At 60.5% G+C, this 14987-nt stretch carries 15 protein-coding genes and 1 pseudogene; 1 reads left to right on the forward strand and 15 read right to left on the reverse strand.

Annotation, left to right across the window (positions count from 1 at the left end; genetic code table 11):
* From AX692_RS16865 to AX692_RS16895, 8 genes and pseudogenes are all read right to left on the reverse strand, one after another.
* Positions 1-181, reverse strand: a pseudogene (locus AX692_RS16865) (lytic transglycosylase domain-containing protein); the annotation flags it as partial.
* Positions 169-690: a S26 family signal peptidase gene (locus tag AX692_RS16870; protein WP_017499958.1), complete on the reverse strand. Its 522-nt coding sequence runs from the start codon at positions 688-690 to the stop codon at positions 169-171. The pseudogene AX692_RS16865 and the gene AX692_RS16870, both read right to left, overlap by 13 nt.
* Positions 683-994 (reverse strand): helix-turn-helix domain-containing protein, encoded by a 312-nt coding sequence (locus AX692_RS19290; RefSeq protein ID WP_081095412.1) that lies wholly within the window; start codon positions 992-994, stop codon positions 683-685. The genes AX692_RS16870 and AX692_RS19290 overlap by 8 nt, the downstream gene beginning before the upstream one ends.
* Before the next feature lie 30 nt (positions 995-1024).
* The gene (locus tag AX692_RS16875; protein ID WP_017499960.1) at positions 1025-1906 is read right to left on the reverse strand and encodes a phytanoyl-CoA dioxygenase family protein; all 882 of its coding nucleotides are present in this window, start codon (positions 1904-1906) and stop codon (positions 1025-1027) included.
* A gap of 5 nt (positions 1907-1911) precedes the next feature.
* A complete protein-coding gene (locus tag AX692_RS16880; protein ID WP_017499961.1) occupies positions 1912-2526 on the reverse strand; it encodes an acyl-homoserine-lactone synthase in 615 nt (204 codons plus the stop codon).
* A gap of 92 nt (positions 2527-2618) precedes the next feature.
* The gene (locus AX692_RS16885; protein ID WP_017499962.1) at positions 2619-3365 is read right to left on the reverse strand and encodes a LuxR family transcriptional regulator; all 747 of its coding nucleotides are present in this window, start codon (positions 3363-3365) and stop codon (positions 2619-2621) included.
* 86 nt (positions 3366-3451) lie between these two features.
* Positions 3452-3778: a helix-turn-helix domain-containing protein gene (locus AX692_RS19295; RefSeq protein WP_017499963.1), complete on the reverse strand. Its 327-nt coding sequence runs from the start codon at positions 3776-3778 to the stop codon at positions 3452-3454.
* Between the two features lie 487 nt (positions 3779-4265).
* Positions 4266-5411, reverse strand: a complete 1146-nt coding sequence (locus AX692_RS16895; protein WP_026108913.1) for a CaiB/BaiF CoA transferase family protein — start codon at positions 5409-5411, stop codon at positions 4266-4268.
* 32 nt (positions 5412-5443) lie between these two features.
* On the opposite strand from AX692_RS16895, the gene AX692_RS16900 reads away from it, so the two are divergent.
* On the forward strand, positions 5444-6493 hold the full coding sequence (locus tag AX692_RS16900) for a LysR family transcriptional regulator (RefSeq protein WP_230959508.1): 1050 nt from the start codon (positions 5444-5446) through the stop codon (positions 6491-6493).
* A gap of 164 nt (positions 6494-6657) precedes the next feature.
* Here the strand turns inward: AX692_RS16900 and AX692_RS20625 are convergent, their stop codons facing one another.
* The 7 genes from AX692_RS20625 to AX692_RS16930 all read right to left on the reverse strand — a co-directional run bounded on the left by AX692_RS20625 (position 6658) and on the right by AX692_RS16930 (position 14881).
* Positions 6658-7683: a TonB-dependent receptor gene (locus tag AX692_RS20625; RefSeq protein ID WP_230959507.1), complete on the reverse strand. Its 1026-nt coding sequence runs from the start codon at positions 7681-7683 to the stop codon at positions 6658-6660.
* Between the two features lie 30 nt (positions 7684-7713).
* The gene (locus AX692_RS20630) at positions 7714-8805 is read right to left on the reverse strand and encodes a TonB-dependent receptor plug domain-containing protein (RefSeq protein WP_230959506.1); all 1092 of its coding nucleotides are present in this window, start codon (positions 8803-8805) and stop codon (positions 7714-7716) included.
* A gap of 197 nt (positions 8806-9002) precedes the next feature.
* Entirely contained in the window at positions 9003-9905 is a 903-nt protein-coding gene (locus AX692_RS16910) for an SDR family oxidoreductase (RefSeq protein WP_011415065.1), read from the reverse strand.
* Positions 9906-10010: 105 nt separating this feature from the next.
* Positions 10011-11156 carry an acyl-CoA dehydrogenase family protein gene (locus AX692_RS16915; protein WP_011415064.1) on the reverse strand — a complete coding sequence of 382 codons (1146 nt, stop codon included), beginning with the start codon at positions 11154-11156 and terminating at the stop codon, positions 10011-10013.
* Between the two features lie 37 nt (positions 11157-11193).
* Complete coding sequence (locus AX692_RS16920; RefSeq protein WP_066542498.1) at positions 11194-12432, reverse strand: thiolase family protein; 1239 nt, start codon at positions 12430-12432, stop codon at positions 11194-11196.
* A gap of 43 nt (positions 12433-12475) precedes the next feature.
* Entirely contained in the window at positions 12476-13270 is a 795-nt protein-coding gene (locus AX692_RS16925) for an enoyl-CoA hydratase/isomerase family protein (RefSeq protein WP_054525391.1), read from the reverse strand.
* Positions 13271-13336: 66 nt separating this feature from the next.
* Entirely contained in the window at positions 13337-14881 is a 1545-nt protein-coding gene (locus tag AX692_RS16930) for a class I adenylate-forming enzyme family protein (RefSeq protein ID WP_081095413.1), read from the reverse strand.
* Positions 14882-14987 lie beyond the last annotated feature (106 nt).

The raw sequence follows: 14987 nt of genomic DNA on the forward strand, positions 1-14987 counted from the left end.
CGTCCAGCACCGTGCGCCCGCCGCTCTCGGCGCGCATGACGCGCTCGATCCATTCTACCGGCACGCCGAAACGCGCCGAGGCTGCCTCGATATAGGGCCGCCAGTGAACGACCGACTGCGCGTCAGCCGGTGCCGCCGCCAGCAGCGCCAGGGCGGTGATGGCGACCCTCAGCCCAGCCACAGCAGTCGCACCTCGCCGATGACGTCGCCGCGCGATGTCGGTCCGAAATAACGCCCATCGAACGAATCCGGGCTGTCCATCAGCAGGAACAATGCGCCCGAACGCAACATCACGCAGCCATTCCACCACGGCATCGGACGGTCGCGGCCATCGGCTTCGCGGCGTTCGGCCACCGGGTGGCCGTTGACATAGATCTCCCGCCCGCGCGCACAGACGCGATCGCCGGGCGCGGCCGCGACGCGCTTGACCAGCGGGATATTGATCGGAATGTAGCGCCGCTCGGCGGCGAGCCGGCGCCAGCGGTCGGGCACCCGGACCAGCACCATGTCGCCCGATGCGATGTCCTGCCGTCCGCTGACGGCATAGAGACCGATCGGCGCGCTGGCCGATGCGTTCCAGACCAGCCACGGCGTTGGCGGCAGCGCGATCGTGGTCGCCAGCGCGGCCGCGCCGAGACCGATCAGCGCGGTGGGTTTAGCCGGCAGACGGGAGGGTAGCAGCCTAGCCATTGCCTCCCTCCCGCATGTTCGCGCGCGACCAGGCCTCGATATCGTCGATATGGTAGCGCCAGACGGTGCCATGCTTTCGGCACGGCGGGCCGCGCCGCTCCCGGCGCATCTTCTTGAGCGTGTCCCCCGCGAGACCGAGATGGAACGCGGCCTGCTTGGTTGTCAGAAACGGGCAATGCTCGCGTGCCCGCCGAGCGCGCTCCGCGGCCGACGACGCCGTGGCTCCACCGTCCACAGCGGATGAATCCGCCTCGATCCGTGTTCGCGCGCCGCCGCCTGCTTCGGGGTTTGGATCGTGTGTCATGAGTGCAGCGCCCGGTCCGACGAACCCGCGTTACCCGCCGATCAGGCCCGCACGCGCGGCTTCCTGTTCGGCGACATAGGCATCCAGCATGTCGGCCTGGCCGGGGAGCAGCGCGTCGATCGCAGGGAGGCCGTCGATATCGTCCCGGTGAAGCAGCACGGACGGGCACTGGCCTTCGACATTGCCGAGATTGGGGCGATGCTGGGCATAGCCGATGAGCGCGGCCAGATCGGGATCGAACGCTCGAGCGATGGCGGGCGGATAGACGAGATACTGATTCTCGAACGTCCGCAGCCATCCGAGGCAATAGGAGGTGATGACCGCGCGGCGCACATGATCGGACTGGTTAGCGCCGGCACCATGCAGGATCGATCCGAGGAACAGCAGCGCGGAGCCGGGTGGCATTTCGGCGGCGACCGGACGTGCATCGCCCGGTTGCGATGCCGCATCGTGATGGCTGCCCGGCCAGACCAGCGTCGCGCCACTCTCCAGCGTGAACGGATCGATCGGCCAGATGACGTTGATCTGATAGTGCATCCCGGTCTTGACGCCGCCCCAGAGATCCTGGTCGCGGTGCGGCACCTGCGCGAGCGCGCCGGGATGGATTTCGATCGCCTGGGTGAGGTTGAGAACGATACGATCGCACCATTCCCCGAGCACCGTTTCGGCGATACCGCGGATGATCGGGTGCAGCACAAGGCCGGCGATATGCCGTGAACGCCGCAACAACGCGCCAAAGCGCTTGGTGCGGGCTCCGTAGAATCCGCCTTCGCAAAAGGGCGTGGCGACGAAGCGCGGTGCGAGTTCGGCTTCGAGCGCGGTGATTAGCTCGGTCGGCACGGCGTTATCGACAATGACATAACCGTCGGCGAGCAGCATCGCGGCGAGGCGGGCGGGGTCGTGCATCGCCATTCCCTTCACGCGGCTCTTGCCGCCGCATCGGGAGTGATCGCACCCGGTACATAGATGCCGTTCGACGCCAGCAGCGCAGGCGTACCGGCGCAGATCTCGATGCGGAACGCTCCAAGGAACGCGCCATCGATGCGGCGCGCGGGGCCGAGCGGCGCTGCGCGCCAGCCCATCGCCAAAACCTCCTCGCGAAAAGCAGCGGTCACGACGCCGGTTAGCATGGTGATTCCGCTGCCGAGCGCATGATCGACCATCGCCGAGATGAGCCGGTTGCGGACACGCAGGCGTCCGGGGGCGCCCAATCGTTGCGGCAGGCAAAGTCGCGTAATCTCGCGAACCTGCTCCCCCCGGGGCGCATCGCACTCGCAGAGCGACGCGAAACGATCGGCGAGAAGATGTGCGCCCTCTGTCGATAGCAGCCGCATCGACCCCTGGTGAATGCAGCCATCGTCGGTGGCGATCAGATAGACCGCCTTGTCGCCGTCATAGCTGTCGATTTCATAGCGGCCGCCGACGACCGGAACATCCCAGCCCAGCAGATCGACGAACAGGGTCTTGCGGTCCTCGAACATCGAGGCGGCGCGCGCATCGGTAAGCGAGCACCCTTTGACAATATGGATCATGGCAGTAGCTCCCGTTCAAATTGAACAGTCGCGAAGGGAGCAGAGATGAAGGGCTCAAACAGTCGTCAATATTGAGGATGCGGCGATCCCGCTCAGAACCGCGGGACGATCTCCTCGATGCAGACGATTCCGCAGGCGAGCGCGATCGCCGGGAGCTGCGCGCGGGAATAGATTCCGAAATGTTCGCGCAGGTCACGCATGTAGGTGCGCACTGTCGTCGGGGCGATGTTCATCATGATCCCGATCTCGACGTCGCTCTTGCCCATCGCCGCCAAGCGAAAGCATTCGAGCCGCTTTGGGCTGAGATGGGGTAATTTCAGCGGGCGCGCCGGAAAGCCGTGCAAGCGCCGCGCCTCGGTAAACGCCTCGCTCGCCATCAGCGTCGCGATCCGGCAGATATGCGATGGCGGCAATTGCCCGTCGCGCGTTGCGAACGTACAGCATCCGGGCGGCTCGCCGGCGACGCCAATCGGAACGGTGAGGCCGTTGCGCAGGCCATGACGCGCGGCTTCGCGCACGATGCGCGCCTGTCGCCGCGTGAAGCCGCCCAGCAGTCGCTCCATTTCGTGCCAGCAGAACGCCCGGCTTGTCGAGCGCGCCGCGAGCAAGGCGGGATCGTCGCGGTAATAGCCTTCGGCGACGAAAACGTCGCCCCAGCTCTGGAAATTGTCCATGCGGAAATATCGCCCACCGGGCTGAAAGAAGGCCATGCTCTGGACGATCGCGAGCCATGGGAGGCCGAGCTGGCGTGCGGCGGCCTCGCTGCAACTGAACAGCTCGCGATCACTGTTCGCGCGCCTGGCCTGCTTAATATAGGCATCGAGGTCGCGAAACGGCACCGAGGGGCACTCCTTTCGACGCGCGCGTTGCGGGCGCGTCTATCGGGCGCGTGGTTCCAGCCCACGCGCGTGCAGCCCCCGATGATTTACTTGGTCTTGCTCGGCCGCCCCGTCGGCTTGTGCGGATGGCGCCGGAGCGTCACCGCCGGGCGCGCCAGTATCGCGCCGATTTCCAGTTCGTCGTCCGAAACGATCGAGATCGATATCCGGCCGGACAAGAGATAGACGGCATTAACGCCGAGTGCCTTCGCGAGCCGCTCCATTGCTTTCAGCGTCGGGCTCGACCGGCCATTTTCGATCGCACTCAGATAAGAGCTGCTCGTGCCCGCATCATGGGCGAGCGCTTCTTGCGTGATGCGCATCGCAAGCCGCAATTTCCTGAGATTCAAACTGAAGGACTTCGACGCATCCATAAGGGCGTAAGTTCACGCCCTGCGACCATTACTCCACACTGGATACAGGTTGGAGTTATTATCTATATTATTACGTTTTTACAAATATTTAAATGAGATTCCCGAACAACGCGCACTCAACTCTGATGCGGATTCTCAGGCGCGCCAAAAGACCGCATTCGGACGGTCGAATCGGTCGATGACCGAAGCCCTCACGCCAGGACATTGGCCGTGGACGCCGCAGTGGAAATCCCATCGGCGTCGTCACATCCGGGGCGAGCATTGATTTCAAGCGCCGAGCGAATCACGATGCGAACAACGTCCCGTGGACACGTCCGCAATCGCCGTTCCGGCGTGGCGTACAGGAATCATCGGATAGTTTGACGTGCCTGTGTGTCGTTGTCTCCTTTGATTTGAATGCAGCGCAGCGAAGCGGAGCGTCGCATTGGTTCATAGTTATGAAATCACCGTTCGTGTCGGGCCGCTGGCCGCCCACCATGCCAACCGACTACTCGCAACAGTCGGTTCTGGCGGTAATCCCGCAGCGGTCCGGTTTGCTCCAGCCCCGCCGAATTGTACTCGGATCTTCATGATGCAGCGGGATCGGTCCGGGGATCGGTAGTGACGAGCCCGAAAAACGTGGCGCCGGCATTGCCTGGAGGATATTGTCGATCTCCCGATAGACGCCTCGCGCTGCCATATGAGGATGGCGCGCCGCTTCGTCCGGATCAAGCACGGGGGCAAAGCAGGCATCGCTGCCTTCCAGCAGTGTGCGCCATTCTTCCCGTGTCCGCATGGCGAATATCTCGCTAAAACGCTGCTTGAGCTCGGGCCAGGCATCACGATCATAGCCGTCGTCAAAACTGCTATCGCCGGCCAACCCCAGCTTTTTGCAAAGCAGCGCATAGAACTTGGGCTCGAGTGATCCGACTGAGATGAAATTCCCGTCGGCGCACCGATAGGTCGAGTACCAGTGAGGGCCGTCAAGGATGCTGCAGCCGCGTATGCTGGCAACCTGGCCGGCGGCCTTCAGGCTCAGGAGCAAGTTCATCATGTGAGCGCTCCCATCGACGATCGCGGCGTCAACCACTTGCCCATTCCCGGTATCCCGCGCGTGCATTGCCGCTGCGAGGACGCCGATGGCCAAATAGAGCGCTCCACCCCCAATATCGCCTACCAGGCTTGGCGGCGCCATTGGCGGTTCACCGGGATGCCCAGCATACCAAAGGGCTCCTGACAGCGCGATATAGTTGATGTCATGGCCGGCCGCTTGGGCGAGAGGTCCCTGCTGCCCCCAACCCGTCATGCGACCGAATACAAGGCGGGGGTTACGCGCTAGGCAAACCTCGGGACCAAGGCCGAGCCTCTCCATCACCCCAGGCCGCATGCCTTCGATCAGTACATCGCCCCTTTGGACGAGATCCAGGACATGCGCGACGCCTTCGGGGGACTTCAGATCCAAGGCAATTACACGTTTCCCGCGGTTCACAATGGCGCCGCTGCCAAGATCGATATTTTCGGAGTTAGGGCTTACGCGTTCAATGACGACGACATCGGCGCCAAGGTCGGCCAACAGCATTCCGCAAAACGGCGCCGGGCCGATGCCCGCAATTTCGAGTATTTTGAGGCCTGCAAGCGGACCAGTTTTCGTCATTCAGGCATACCTGCGTCTGAGACCTTGGCGCTTTGATCCAGGCCGTTTCGCCGCTCCAGATTTCGAGACGGGTTGCAGTCGTGCTGGGCGGCAGTGTCGAAAGTAAGATTGGCAAAATGACCTTGATTCGCCTAATTCATTCTCTGGAGCAATTATTCCTGTGGGGCATGTCCATGCTCGATTCTCGCCTCAAGCATGCCGTCGCGGTTGGTCAGCTTCGTTCCTTCTCCAGGGCAGCGGATGCGGTTGGTGTCACGCAGTCGTCGGTGACCAAGAGTGTCGCTGAACTCGAACGGCATCTTGGCTATTCCCTTTTCCATCGGACCTCACGGGGCGCGATGCCGACAGAGGAGGGACGCGAATTTATTGATCGCGCAGCGCGCTTGCTTGCCGACGCAGCTGAACTACTCGGAGATACAGCCCGCCGCGCCGACGCCTATGCGGGCCCGCTTCGAATCGGACTGTTCCCAGGGTCAATCGACTGGTTGCTCACCCAACCTCTGGTTTCTTTGCTGCGGCGCCATCCGGCAGTGCGCGTCGAAGTCGTTTCGGGCAACAGCGAAAGGGGCGTGCGACTCCTGTCGCGCGGCGATATCGATGTCGCCTTTGGACTTGAAGCGGCCTTTGCACGCTGGCCGGAATTCAAGTGCGAGCGGGTCGCCTCGATCGAAATACTGCCTTTTGTGCGGAACAATCATCCCATTCTGGGGATAAACCCGACCAGCAAGGAGCCGCTGGTCCAGTTCGAATTCGTAGTGCCCTCATCTTCCGAACCCTACACATCGATCATTCAGCAGATGTACGAAAAAAGCGGTAAGCGTCCCGCTGACTGGATCCACATGACAGACTATTTTCAATTGGTTCGACGGATCGTTGCCACATCCGATGCTATCGGGATGGTTGCAAAACAGTTCACCGAGAACTCATGGTTTCGCGCCAATTTCGTGGCCTTGGAGGGAATCGGTTTATTCGATCCATTGACGCTTTGTTATGCTGTGCGTAGCCGCTGGCAGGTAAAACCGGCTGGCCGTGCGCTCGTCAGCCTTGTTCGTCAGGCATGGCGCACCGCATCATCGGATTAACGGCAAGGGGGCGGGGTGCGATCGGAAATCCGCTGCATCCGTCGCGATCAGCTAGAGCATTTCGCGCAGAAGTGGGAACCGGCTTTCCGGCAGGAAATGCTCTAGCAAATTGATCTTGGGCATTTTCCGAGTTGGCGGGTGATTCCACTCGCCTCGAAAATGGCCTAGAAGCTAATCGCCACTTCTCCGCCGATGACGCGCCCCCTGTTTAGCGGTGAAAGGCTTGCACCCGTGCCCCCGAAGGCCGCCGGCAAAGGTGTATCGCCGCCAATCGTCACCTCATTCAGGAGGTTTCGGCCATAGATGGAGAAGCGCCAGTGCTTGTTGTCGGTCGCCAATGTGAGGCTCGCATCGAGCATATCGGCGCCCTGAAGGAAGCCGACGTTGTTGTCGGTGAATGCCGCCTTGTCGCGATGCGTGAAGCTGACACGCGCCGTTGCTGTCCCCAATTCGCCAAGCTGCTGATCATAAGTCAGCCCCACGCCATAGGTCCATGGCGACAGCCTTGGCAATTTGAGCGCACGATCCACATCGTTGATGACGCCATCACCGCTGAGGTCGAACTGGACGTTGCGATACTGGCCATTCACGTAGCCGAGCTGACCCGAAATCACGAGGTTGGACAAAAGAAAAAACTGCCCCTCGGCCTCGACGCCTTTGATTGTGGCGTCGGCGGTGTTCCGTATGACCTGGCTGACGCCAAGCGGTCCGGGCAGGTTGATCTCGCGCTGCAGGTCCTTCATGCGATTGTAGAAGGCCGCCAGGTTGATCCGGTGGCGCCCGAATTGCTTCTTGGCGCCGAGTTCGAAACTGTCCTGGGTCTCTTGATTGAATGGCCCCGGCGGCACAGCGGGATCGGTGTTGCGCAAATTATATCCGCCGCTGCGGAACCCGCGCGTGTAAAGGCCATAAATCTGCGTGTCGTCATCCGGCTTCCACTGAAGGCCGATTTTCGGCGTAAACCCTCGCCATTTTGCCGCGTCGGCGAAATTGGTTGCACAGATCAGCGTGTCTAGATTGCAACCATTTGCGCGTAAGGCCGAGACCCGAACGGCTTTGCGTTCCCAACTATACCGCGCGCCGAGATTCAAGGTCAGCGTATCGGTGAAATGCCAGTCGGTCGAAGCAAAAATGCCCCATGTTGTCTGGTCTTGCGTACCCCCACCGGAAACGATCCGAGCACCGCCCAAAAGATTCCGCAGCTCGGCGTAACGAAGATCCTAGGAAAAATAGTATAGACCGGTTGTCAATTCGACGTCACCGAACCTTCCGGCATAACGAAGTTCGTCGCTGAGTTGATCCTGGTCGATTTCGAAAAAGGCATGAAAGAAGGACTGTGGTGTTCCATCGATATCAGCGCCCGCGGAGGATCGGAATTTCCGATAGCCAGCGATGTTGGTGAAGACGCCTTCGCCCAGACCGACATCGATGTTGGTTTCCACGATCGCCTGGTCCCATTTGGCATCATAGAAACCTGGGAAATTGATCGAAAACCTGAAGCTGTCGCGGGGAAACAGCGCGTGACTCTGGACAGGGGCTCCATCGCTTTCGACATCGCCATGCTCATAGCGGAGATCCATTCGGAAGCGGTCGCCACCCTTGAGCGAAAGTGCCGGGCGAATGATAAGGTCATGTGATTTACCGAAGCTGCGATTGTCGAAGCGGTTGCGAAACCAGCCATTGTCGTCGCTGTAGTAGACGGCCAATTTGGCAGCCAAAACGTCATCGACGATAGGTCCGGTAACCGTGCCGCTTACGGTCTTTTTCAGTCCCGTTTCAATGGATAGCTTGGCTTTGGCTCCAAAATCGAAGCTGGGCCGCGTGGTCCGCACAACCACGGCACCGCCGGTAACGTTGCGACCGAAAAGCAAGCCTTGCGGTCCACGCAGAACTTCGATCCCCTCAAGGTCGAAGTTGTCCAGCACGACACCAGCGTTGATGCCGAGGTAAATACCGTCAGTGAAAACGCCTACGGTGGGGTCGATCGATGGGATCGTGCTGTTGATGCCGAGGCCCCGGATAGTGAAATTGGCATAGCCCGGTGCCGTACCCACATCCTCGAGCTGGACGTTGGGAACGTCGTAGCTCAGACTTTGAAGATTCTGGACGAACTTGGCATCCAGCTGCGCTTCACCAAAAGCCGTGACCGCCATCGGTACTTTCTGCACGCTTTCGCCATAGCCCTTTTTGGTGGCGGTAACGACAATGTCCTCAGCCAGCGCTTCCGTGGCGCTCCCGGTTTGGTCGTTCGCCTGGGGCGTTGCTTCCTGGGCAAATGCTGTTCCCGAGCACAACAACGCGGCAGAAGCCAATAGACATCCTCTCATGGCTGATCCTCTCTTCCCAGGAGATATTGTGTAGTTCATGCCGTTTGGCGGCATTTGAGGGCCGTCGTCCAATTCAATTCGCTGCAGAACTATTCCTGCTGCTCATCGATATCTGGCGGCAGCACGACGCCATCGGCAGCCCGACGGCCGCTCAAAAATATCATGGTAATTCATCGGGTTGATTACGCTCTCAGCGCCCGTTCTACCGCCTCAAGGCTGTCATTCAGCCCGAGCGGGTGCTCGGCATCCGTGAAGTCGACAATTCTACCCCAGTGCCGGGCGACATCATCGAGCGTGAACGCCCTGTCCGCTCCGAAGGCGTGCCCAAGCGCGCGCTCCCACCTAAGCTTGGCGATATAGCCGGCTCCAACTTCAAAAAGCCCTTTGGTTTCGCTGCAATTCTCGTGCGCAAGCCAACCGACCAATGGACTGATCGCTTCCGCTCTGAGATTGGCGAGAAACTCTTGTGGAAAGGCAGTCGCGGTCATACGCGATGCGGCGATTGGGGCGATCGTATTAACCTGGATGTTTCTGGACCGCCCCTCCTCCGCCAGCGCGTTCGCAAGCCCCAATATTCCGAGCTTGGCTGCGGCATAGTTGGCCTGACCGAAGTTGCCGTAGATTGCGGCTGCAGACGTGGTCATGACGATGCGGCCATAGCCCTTGTCGCGCAGTATCGGCCATGCTGCCTGCGTCACTGCCCGCGTCCCATTCAGATGGACCCGCTGAAGCAGTGTCCAGTCTTCGTCGGTCATTTTGTGGAAGCTCACATCGCGCAGGATGCCGGCATTGTTGATGACGACGTCAACGGTTCCGAAGTTGTCAACCGCGGCTTGGATGATCAGCGCGCCCTCCTCGACCGACGCATAATTTGCCACCGCCTGACCGCCCGTGGCTCGAATTTCGTCGACCACATTGTCAGCGGCTGTGGAGCAGCTGCCGCTCCCTTTCTCGTCGCCACCCAGATCATTCACCACCACCTTGGCTCCGCGCCCGCCAAACATCAGCGCGTACTGGCGCCCAAGTCCGCCTCCGGCTCCGGTCACAACCACTACCCTGCCATCGAAACGAAGCTCTTCGTCCATCGCTTGTCTGCCTCTTTTACCTGAGCGACGCATCTGCGCATTTGATCCTGTGCGAGTCAGGCACGCGGCTCCATTTCCGTCGACGCTGTCGTTTTCGTCTGAGCCTTACCGAAAGGCTTGAATGCCGGTCAGGGCGCGCGAAACAACAAGCTTTTGAATCTCCGTCGTGCCATCGGGGATGGGGCAAATGATCGCCTCACGCACCAGCCGCTCAACGATGAATTCGCGGGTGACGCCGTTGCCGCCATGGATCTGAAGCGCATCGCGCGTCGCTTCGATCGCCATTTCGGTGGCGTACCACTTGGCCATCGAGCATTCCGTCTCTGCGCGCGTGCCCGCCTGGACGAGGGATATTGCCCGGTGCGTCAACAGACGGGCTGCGTCGATCTTGGTCGCCATGATGGCGATCTTGTCGGCGATCAGCTGATGGCCGGCGATCTTCTTGCCATGCTGCGCGCGATCGCGAGCGTACGCGATCGCCTCATCCATTGCTCGCCGTGCGATGCCGATACTCCACATCGCCATATGGCAGCGGGCAATCTCGAACACTTGCAACGTATTGCGCAATCCATCGCCGACCCGGCCGATCGTGTTTGCCACCGGTACGCGGCATTCGGTCAGGAATATCTGTGCAGTCGATTGGCCGTTGAGCGCCATCTTCTGGATATCGCGCACCTCATACTCACTCTCGTCACGATCGACCAGGATGTGAGTGACTTCATTTTCGCCAGTCTTGCACGTACAGATGAAGATGTCCGAGTAGGCTCCGTTGGTGATCCAGGTCTTTTCGCCATTGATGACCCAGAAATCGCCGTCTCGTACGGCGCGTGTCTTGATGGCGGCGACGTCCGAGCCGACATCGGGCTCCGAGATGCCGAGCGAAACGAACTTCTCGGCCGCGACGAGGTCGGCAAGATAGCGTTGCTTGATCGTCTCCGGGGCGAAGCGGCGGATGAGTTCTGCGCCAACCGCGTTGATGAAGCCGGGTATGGCCACATCGAGCGAGGAATAGGCGATCTCCTCGAAAATGAGCAGATGAGTGAGCCATCCCATATCAAGCCCGCCCCATTGCTCCTGATGCGGTGCGGTAATATGGCCATAGCCGGTCAGTGCTTGAGTCCATTCCTTCATGAGCGGTTTGGGGATGAATCGCTCCCCATGCCGGCGGATTTCCGGCTCAAGCTTGTTGTCGAGAAAGCGGCGGACGGTTTCCACCGCCATGCGTTGTTCATCGGACAGCTCAAAGTTCATATCGTGACCCCGTGTTTCCCTAGGCGCGCTCTGACAACTACCGGCCCAGGATCGTGACGGCGACCACCGCCTCTTCCACCCCGATGAAACCTCCGCCGTTCTGCGCGATCGCGAACCGGGCATTCGGAACCTGTCGATCTTCCGCCTCGCCGCGCAATTGCAGCGCAAGCTCGTAGATTTGGCCGAGCCCGGTGGCGCCGATCGGATGTCCCTTGCATTCAAGCCCGCCCGACGTGTTTACCGGAATACGCCCACCCAGCGCCGTCTCACCGCGCTCTGCCGCGAGTCCGCCCTCGCCAGGCGGCGTCAGGCCGAGCGCCTCGATTTCAATGATCTCGCCAACCGCCGTGGCGTCATGCACCTCCGCGACGCCAATATCTTCTGGCCCCACGCCGGCCATCGCATAGGCCCGGTTCGCCGCAAGGCGGCTGACATGGTGGTCATAATCAAAGGGATCGCGCGCGGCGCCGGTTTGCAGCACAGACGCCAGGATTCTTAGCGCCCTGTCCGGGGCTGCCGACAGTTTGCGCCGACCGGCTTCGCTGCAGATGATCGCAGCGGCGGCGCCGTCGCTGATCGGGGAGCACATCGGCAGTGTGAACGGGTAAACGATCGGAGGCGCAGCGAGTACACTTTCGACGGTATATGGGAGGCGATACTGGGCAAGCAGATTGCGCGTCGAATGCATGTGATTTTTCGCCGAGACGGCCGCGATTTGCGCTTGCGTCGAGCCGTAGGTCTTCATGTGCGCGCGTGCCATCGCGGCGTATACATCCATGAAAACGCTGTAAGGCTGACTCGATGTCGTTCCTTCCGGAACATCGACGCCATTGCCCATGGCCAGCAGCTGCGCGCGGCCCGACTCGGTTTCATGCACGTCCCAAGCGCCATCGAATGCACTGAACATGAGCGCCTTGTCGGGCGAGTACATCTTCTCCGCGCCGAGCGCGAGTACGACATCCGCTGCCCCCGATCGAACATAGGCGGCGGCCATGTGCAAGGCCGTGGAAGCCGTCGCACATGCGTTTTCGACATTCACCACGGGAACGCTTGAGATGCCCATCGCTCGCGCCACGATTTCGCCGCGGATCATGTCCTGGCCCTCCATATGCCCCTGGACGCAATTGCCGAAGAAGATGGCTTCGACATCGCCGGCGGTGCATCCTGCGTCGGAAAAGGCCTGCGACGAAGCTTCGGCGCAGAGCATTTTCAGGCTCTTGTCGAACTGTTTTCCGAACGGGGTCATCCCAACCCCCATGACGAATATGTCGGTCATTCGTTGATCCATTCTTCCAATGTGTTCCGCATCCGATCAGGTCTCACCGGTCGGAAAAATCGGGCTTCCGCTTCTCCCGGAATGCCGCCAGTCCTTCGACAATGTCGTTGGACAAGGCGTAAGCAGCCATGGCTTCGAGTTCCTGACGCAGCCCGACTTCGAGCGAGCTATCCTGCGCAGCGCGGACTAGCTGCTTCATGTAGGCGAGCCCTGGCCGGCTCTTTTCTGCAAGAGATTCTACCAGCGCTTGCGCTGCCGCAATGAGATCCTCGGGAGCAACCAGTTGGGTCACGAGTCCGGCTTCCTTCATCTCGGCAGCCGAGATGGTCCCGCCGGTCATCATCAGATGTTTCGCACGCGCTTCGCCGATCTTCCTAGGGAGTCGAACCGACCCTCCACCGCCGGGCAACAGGCCGTAATTTGCATGGGCGTCGCCAAATCTGGCCGGGTGCGCGGCAATGACGAGATCACAGCACAACACCAGTTCCAAGCCGCCGGCGAGCGTAAGGCCGTTGACCGCCGCAATTATCGGAAGGCGCGACGTCTCGATCCTGTTAAAAGCCTGACCGAGCCGCGGCAGAAACAGATTTAAGCGTTCGGCGAGAGTTTGTCCGCCTGTTCCATCGCCAATTGCGAGCAGATCCGCGCCAGCGCAAAACGCCCGTCCGGCGCCGGTAAGAATGCAAGCGCGCACCGTCGCATCTGCTTCCGCTGCCTCGATCGCTGCGGCGAGTTCCTCGGCCAAAGCCAACGACAGACTGTTCAACGCTGCCGGCCGGTTGAGGGTCACCCAAAGCGCTGGGCCGCGTTGCTCAACCAGGATGTATTCATAGTCCATTGCAGTCTCCCGCGCGCCGGCAGGCGGTCACCGGAATAGAGGATGTGGCTAGGATGGCTGCGTCGGTCATGCCCCCGAAATGCGCCGGTCCTGGCCCGCCCAATAGGGCTCTCGAAGCTTTGAACGAAGCACCTTTCCGACATTGCTCAACGGCAGTGGCTCGGCGGTAAAAACGACCTTGCTTGGCTTTTTTGCGGAGCCCAGACGCTGGCGCACCAAATCTATTATCTCGGTCTCCGTGATTTGTGCTCCGGGCTTGACACGCACCATTGCAAGCGGCGTTTCACCCCATTTTTCATGGGGCACGCCAAAGACCGCGACCTCGAGTACACCGGGATGGTCGGCAATTACGTTTTCGATTTCGGTGGGATAGATATTGAAGCCGCCTGACACGATCATGTCGTTGTTGCGATCGAGCAGATACAAAAATCCGTTTGTGTCGATCATGCCGACATCGCCGGTTTTGACCCAGCCATCTTCCATGCGCCGGGCGGTTTCCTCCGGATCGTTCCAGAATTCCTCCATCTGGCCATTTTCGAACCGTGCGACGATCTCGCCGGGCTCGTTTGGTCCCAGCACCTTTCCGTCCTCGTTACGGATTTCGATATCGGCGCCACTCATGGGACGTCCGACCGCCCGAATTGGGGCAGAACCTTCAAATTCGCCGAACCACTCGTTGGGCCCCATAGACGCGATGGGCAGGATTTCGGTCTGTCCATAGGCCGAATGAAGAACATGATTCCCGAATATCTGGCACGACTTGCGAAGCGTCGGCTCGGAGATCGGCGCTGAAGCACTCAGCAGAAACTTCAAATTCGGAAAGTGGCGGCCATATGCCCCGTCGTGATGCACTATGGCATTGAGCATGGTGGGGGCTACAAAGGCATGGCTGATCCGTTCCTGCTCGAGAGTGTCAAGAAAGGACGCTGGATCGAAGCCGTCCATCATCACGTTGCGGGCGCCGCAATACCAGGCCGGCACGAACAGGAAGCCCGATGCATGGGACAACGGGCCGACATGCAGAATGGCATCCCCTGGAGCCACTTGGGGGCCGATGCTCAAAAATGCGGCGGAGATCGTCATCCATGAACGGTGCCGATAGGCAACGCCCTTGGGTTTGCCCGTCGTGCCGCCGGTGTGGCGGATGACACAATAGTCCTCCGGCGCGACGACGGGATCGGGATCCCGGTCCGAGGCTGTCGCCAACCAATTCTCATAGTTGTGATCGCGGATAATGATCCGCTCAAGCGTCGGAGCTTGGGCATCCAGCCCCGCCAACTCCGAAGCCAATGCCTCATCGACCAGCGCCAACCGAGATCCGGTACTCGCGATCATATGGGCGTGCGCTTCACATCGGTTGCGCGCATAGAGAGGAACACGCGTATAGTTTCCAATGGCAGCCGCCAGTATGATGTCGGCGGCCTCGATGGAGTTCTTCTCCAGCGTAGCAATCCGGTCACCCGGTTGAAGGCCGCACTCCGCAAGAGCATTTGCGAGCTTCACGCCGCGCAACCAGGCTTCCGAGAAAGTCAACCGCCTGTGGCCGTGAACGAGAGCCTCTTGCTGGGCGAAATAACGTGCGGCGCGACGTATTTGCGTACGGACGTCCATCAGCCGCGCTCCTCTAAGGCGCTCGCCCACAATGGCGCAGTCGACACATAATAAACTGACATGCGATAGGCCTCTCCGGACTTCTTTTCGTAAGCATCTGTGTCTG

The organism is Erythrobacter donghaensis, assembly GCF_001557325.1.
Classification (GTDB): Bacteria; Pseudomonadota; Alphaproteobacteria; order Sphingomonadales; family Sphingomonadaceae; genus Erythrobacter; species Erythrobacter donghaensis_B.

Excerpts from the sequence above, each read along its gene's own strand:
- AX692_RS16925 (WP_054525391.1), bottom strand. The coding sequence starts at position 13,270 with ATGGACTATGAATACATCCTGGTTGAGCAACGCGGCCCAGCGCTTTGG.
- AX692_RS16930 (WP_081095413.1), bottom strand. The coding sequence starts at position 14,881 with ATGGACGTCCGTACGCAAATACGTCGCGCCGCACGTTATTTCGCCCAG.
- AX692_RS16910 (WP_011415065.1), bottom strand. The coding sequence starts at position 9,905 with ATGGACGAAGAGCTTCGTTTCGATGGCAGGGTAGTGGTTGTGACCGGA.
- AX692_RS16920 (WP_066542498.1), bottom strand. The coding sequence starts at position 12,432 with ATGACCGACATATTCGTCATGGGGGTTGGGATGACCCCGTTCGGAAAA.
- AX692_RS16915 (WP_011415064.1), bottom strand. The coding sequence starts at position 11,156 with ATGAACTTTGAGCTGTCCGATGAACAACGCATGGCGGTGGAAACCGTC.
- AX692_RS19295 (WP_017499963.1), bottom strand. The coding sequence starts at position 3,778 with ATGGATGCGTCGAAGTCCTTCAGTTTGAATCTCAGGAAATTGCGGCTT.
- AX692_RS16895 (WP_026108913.1), bottom strand. The coding sequence starts at position 5,411 with ATGACGAAAACTGGTCCGCTTGCAGGCCTCAAAATACTCGAAATTGCG.
- AX692_RS19290 (WP_081095412.1), bottom strand. The coding sequence starts at position 994 with ATGACACACGATCCAAACCCCGAAGCAGGCGGCGGCGCGCGAACACGG.
- AX692_RS16875 (WP_017499960.1), bottom strand. The coding sequence starts at position 1,906 with ATGGCGATGCACGACCCCGCCCGCCTCGCCGCGATGCTGCTCGCCGAC.
- AX692_RS16880 (WP_017499961.1), bottom strand. The coding sequence starts at position 2,526 with ATGATCCATATTGTCAAAGGGTGCTCGCTTACCGATGCGCGCGCCGCC.
- AX692_RS16870 (WP_017499958.1), bottom strand. The coding sequence starts at position 690 with ATGGCTAGGCTGCTACCCTCCCGTCTGCCGGCTAAACCCACCGCGCTG.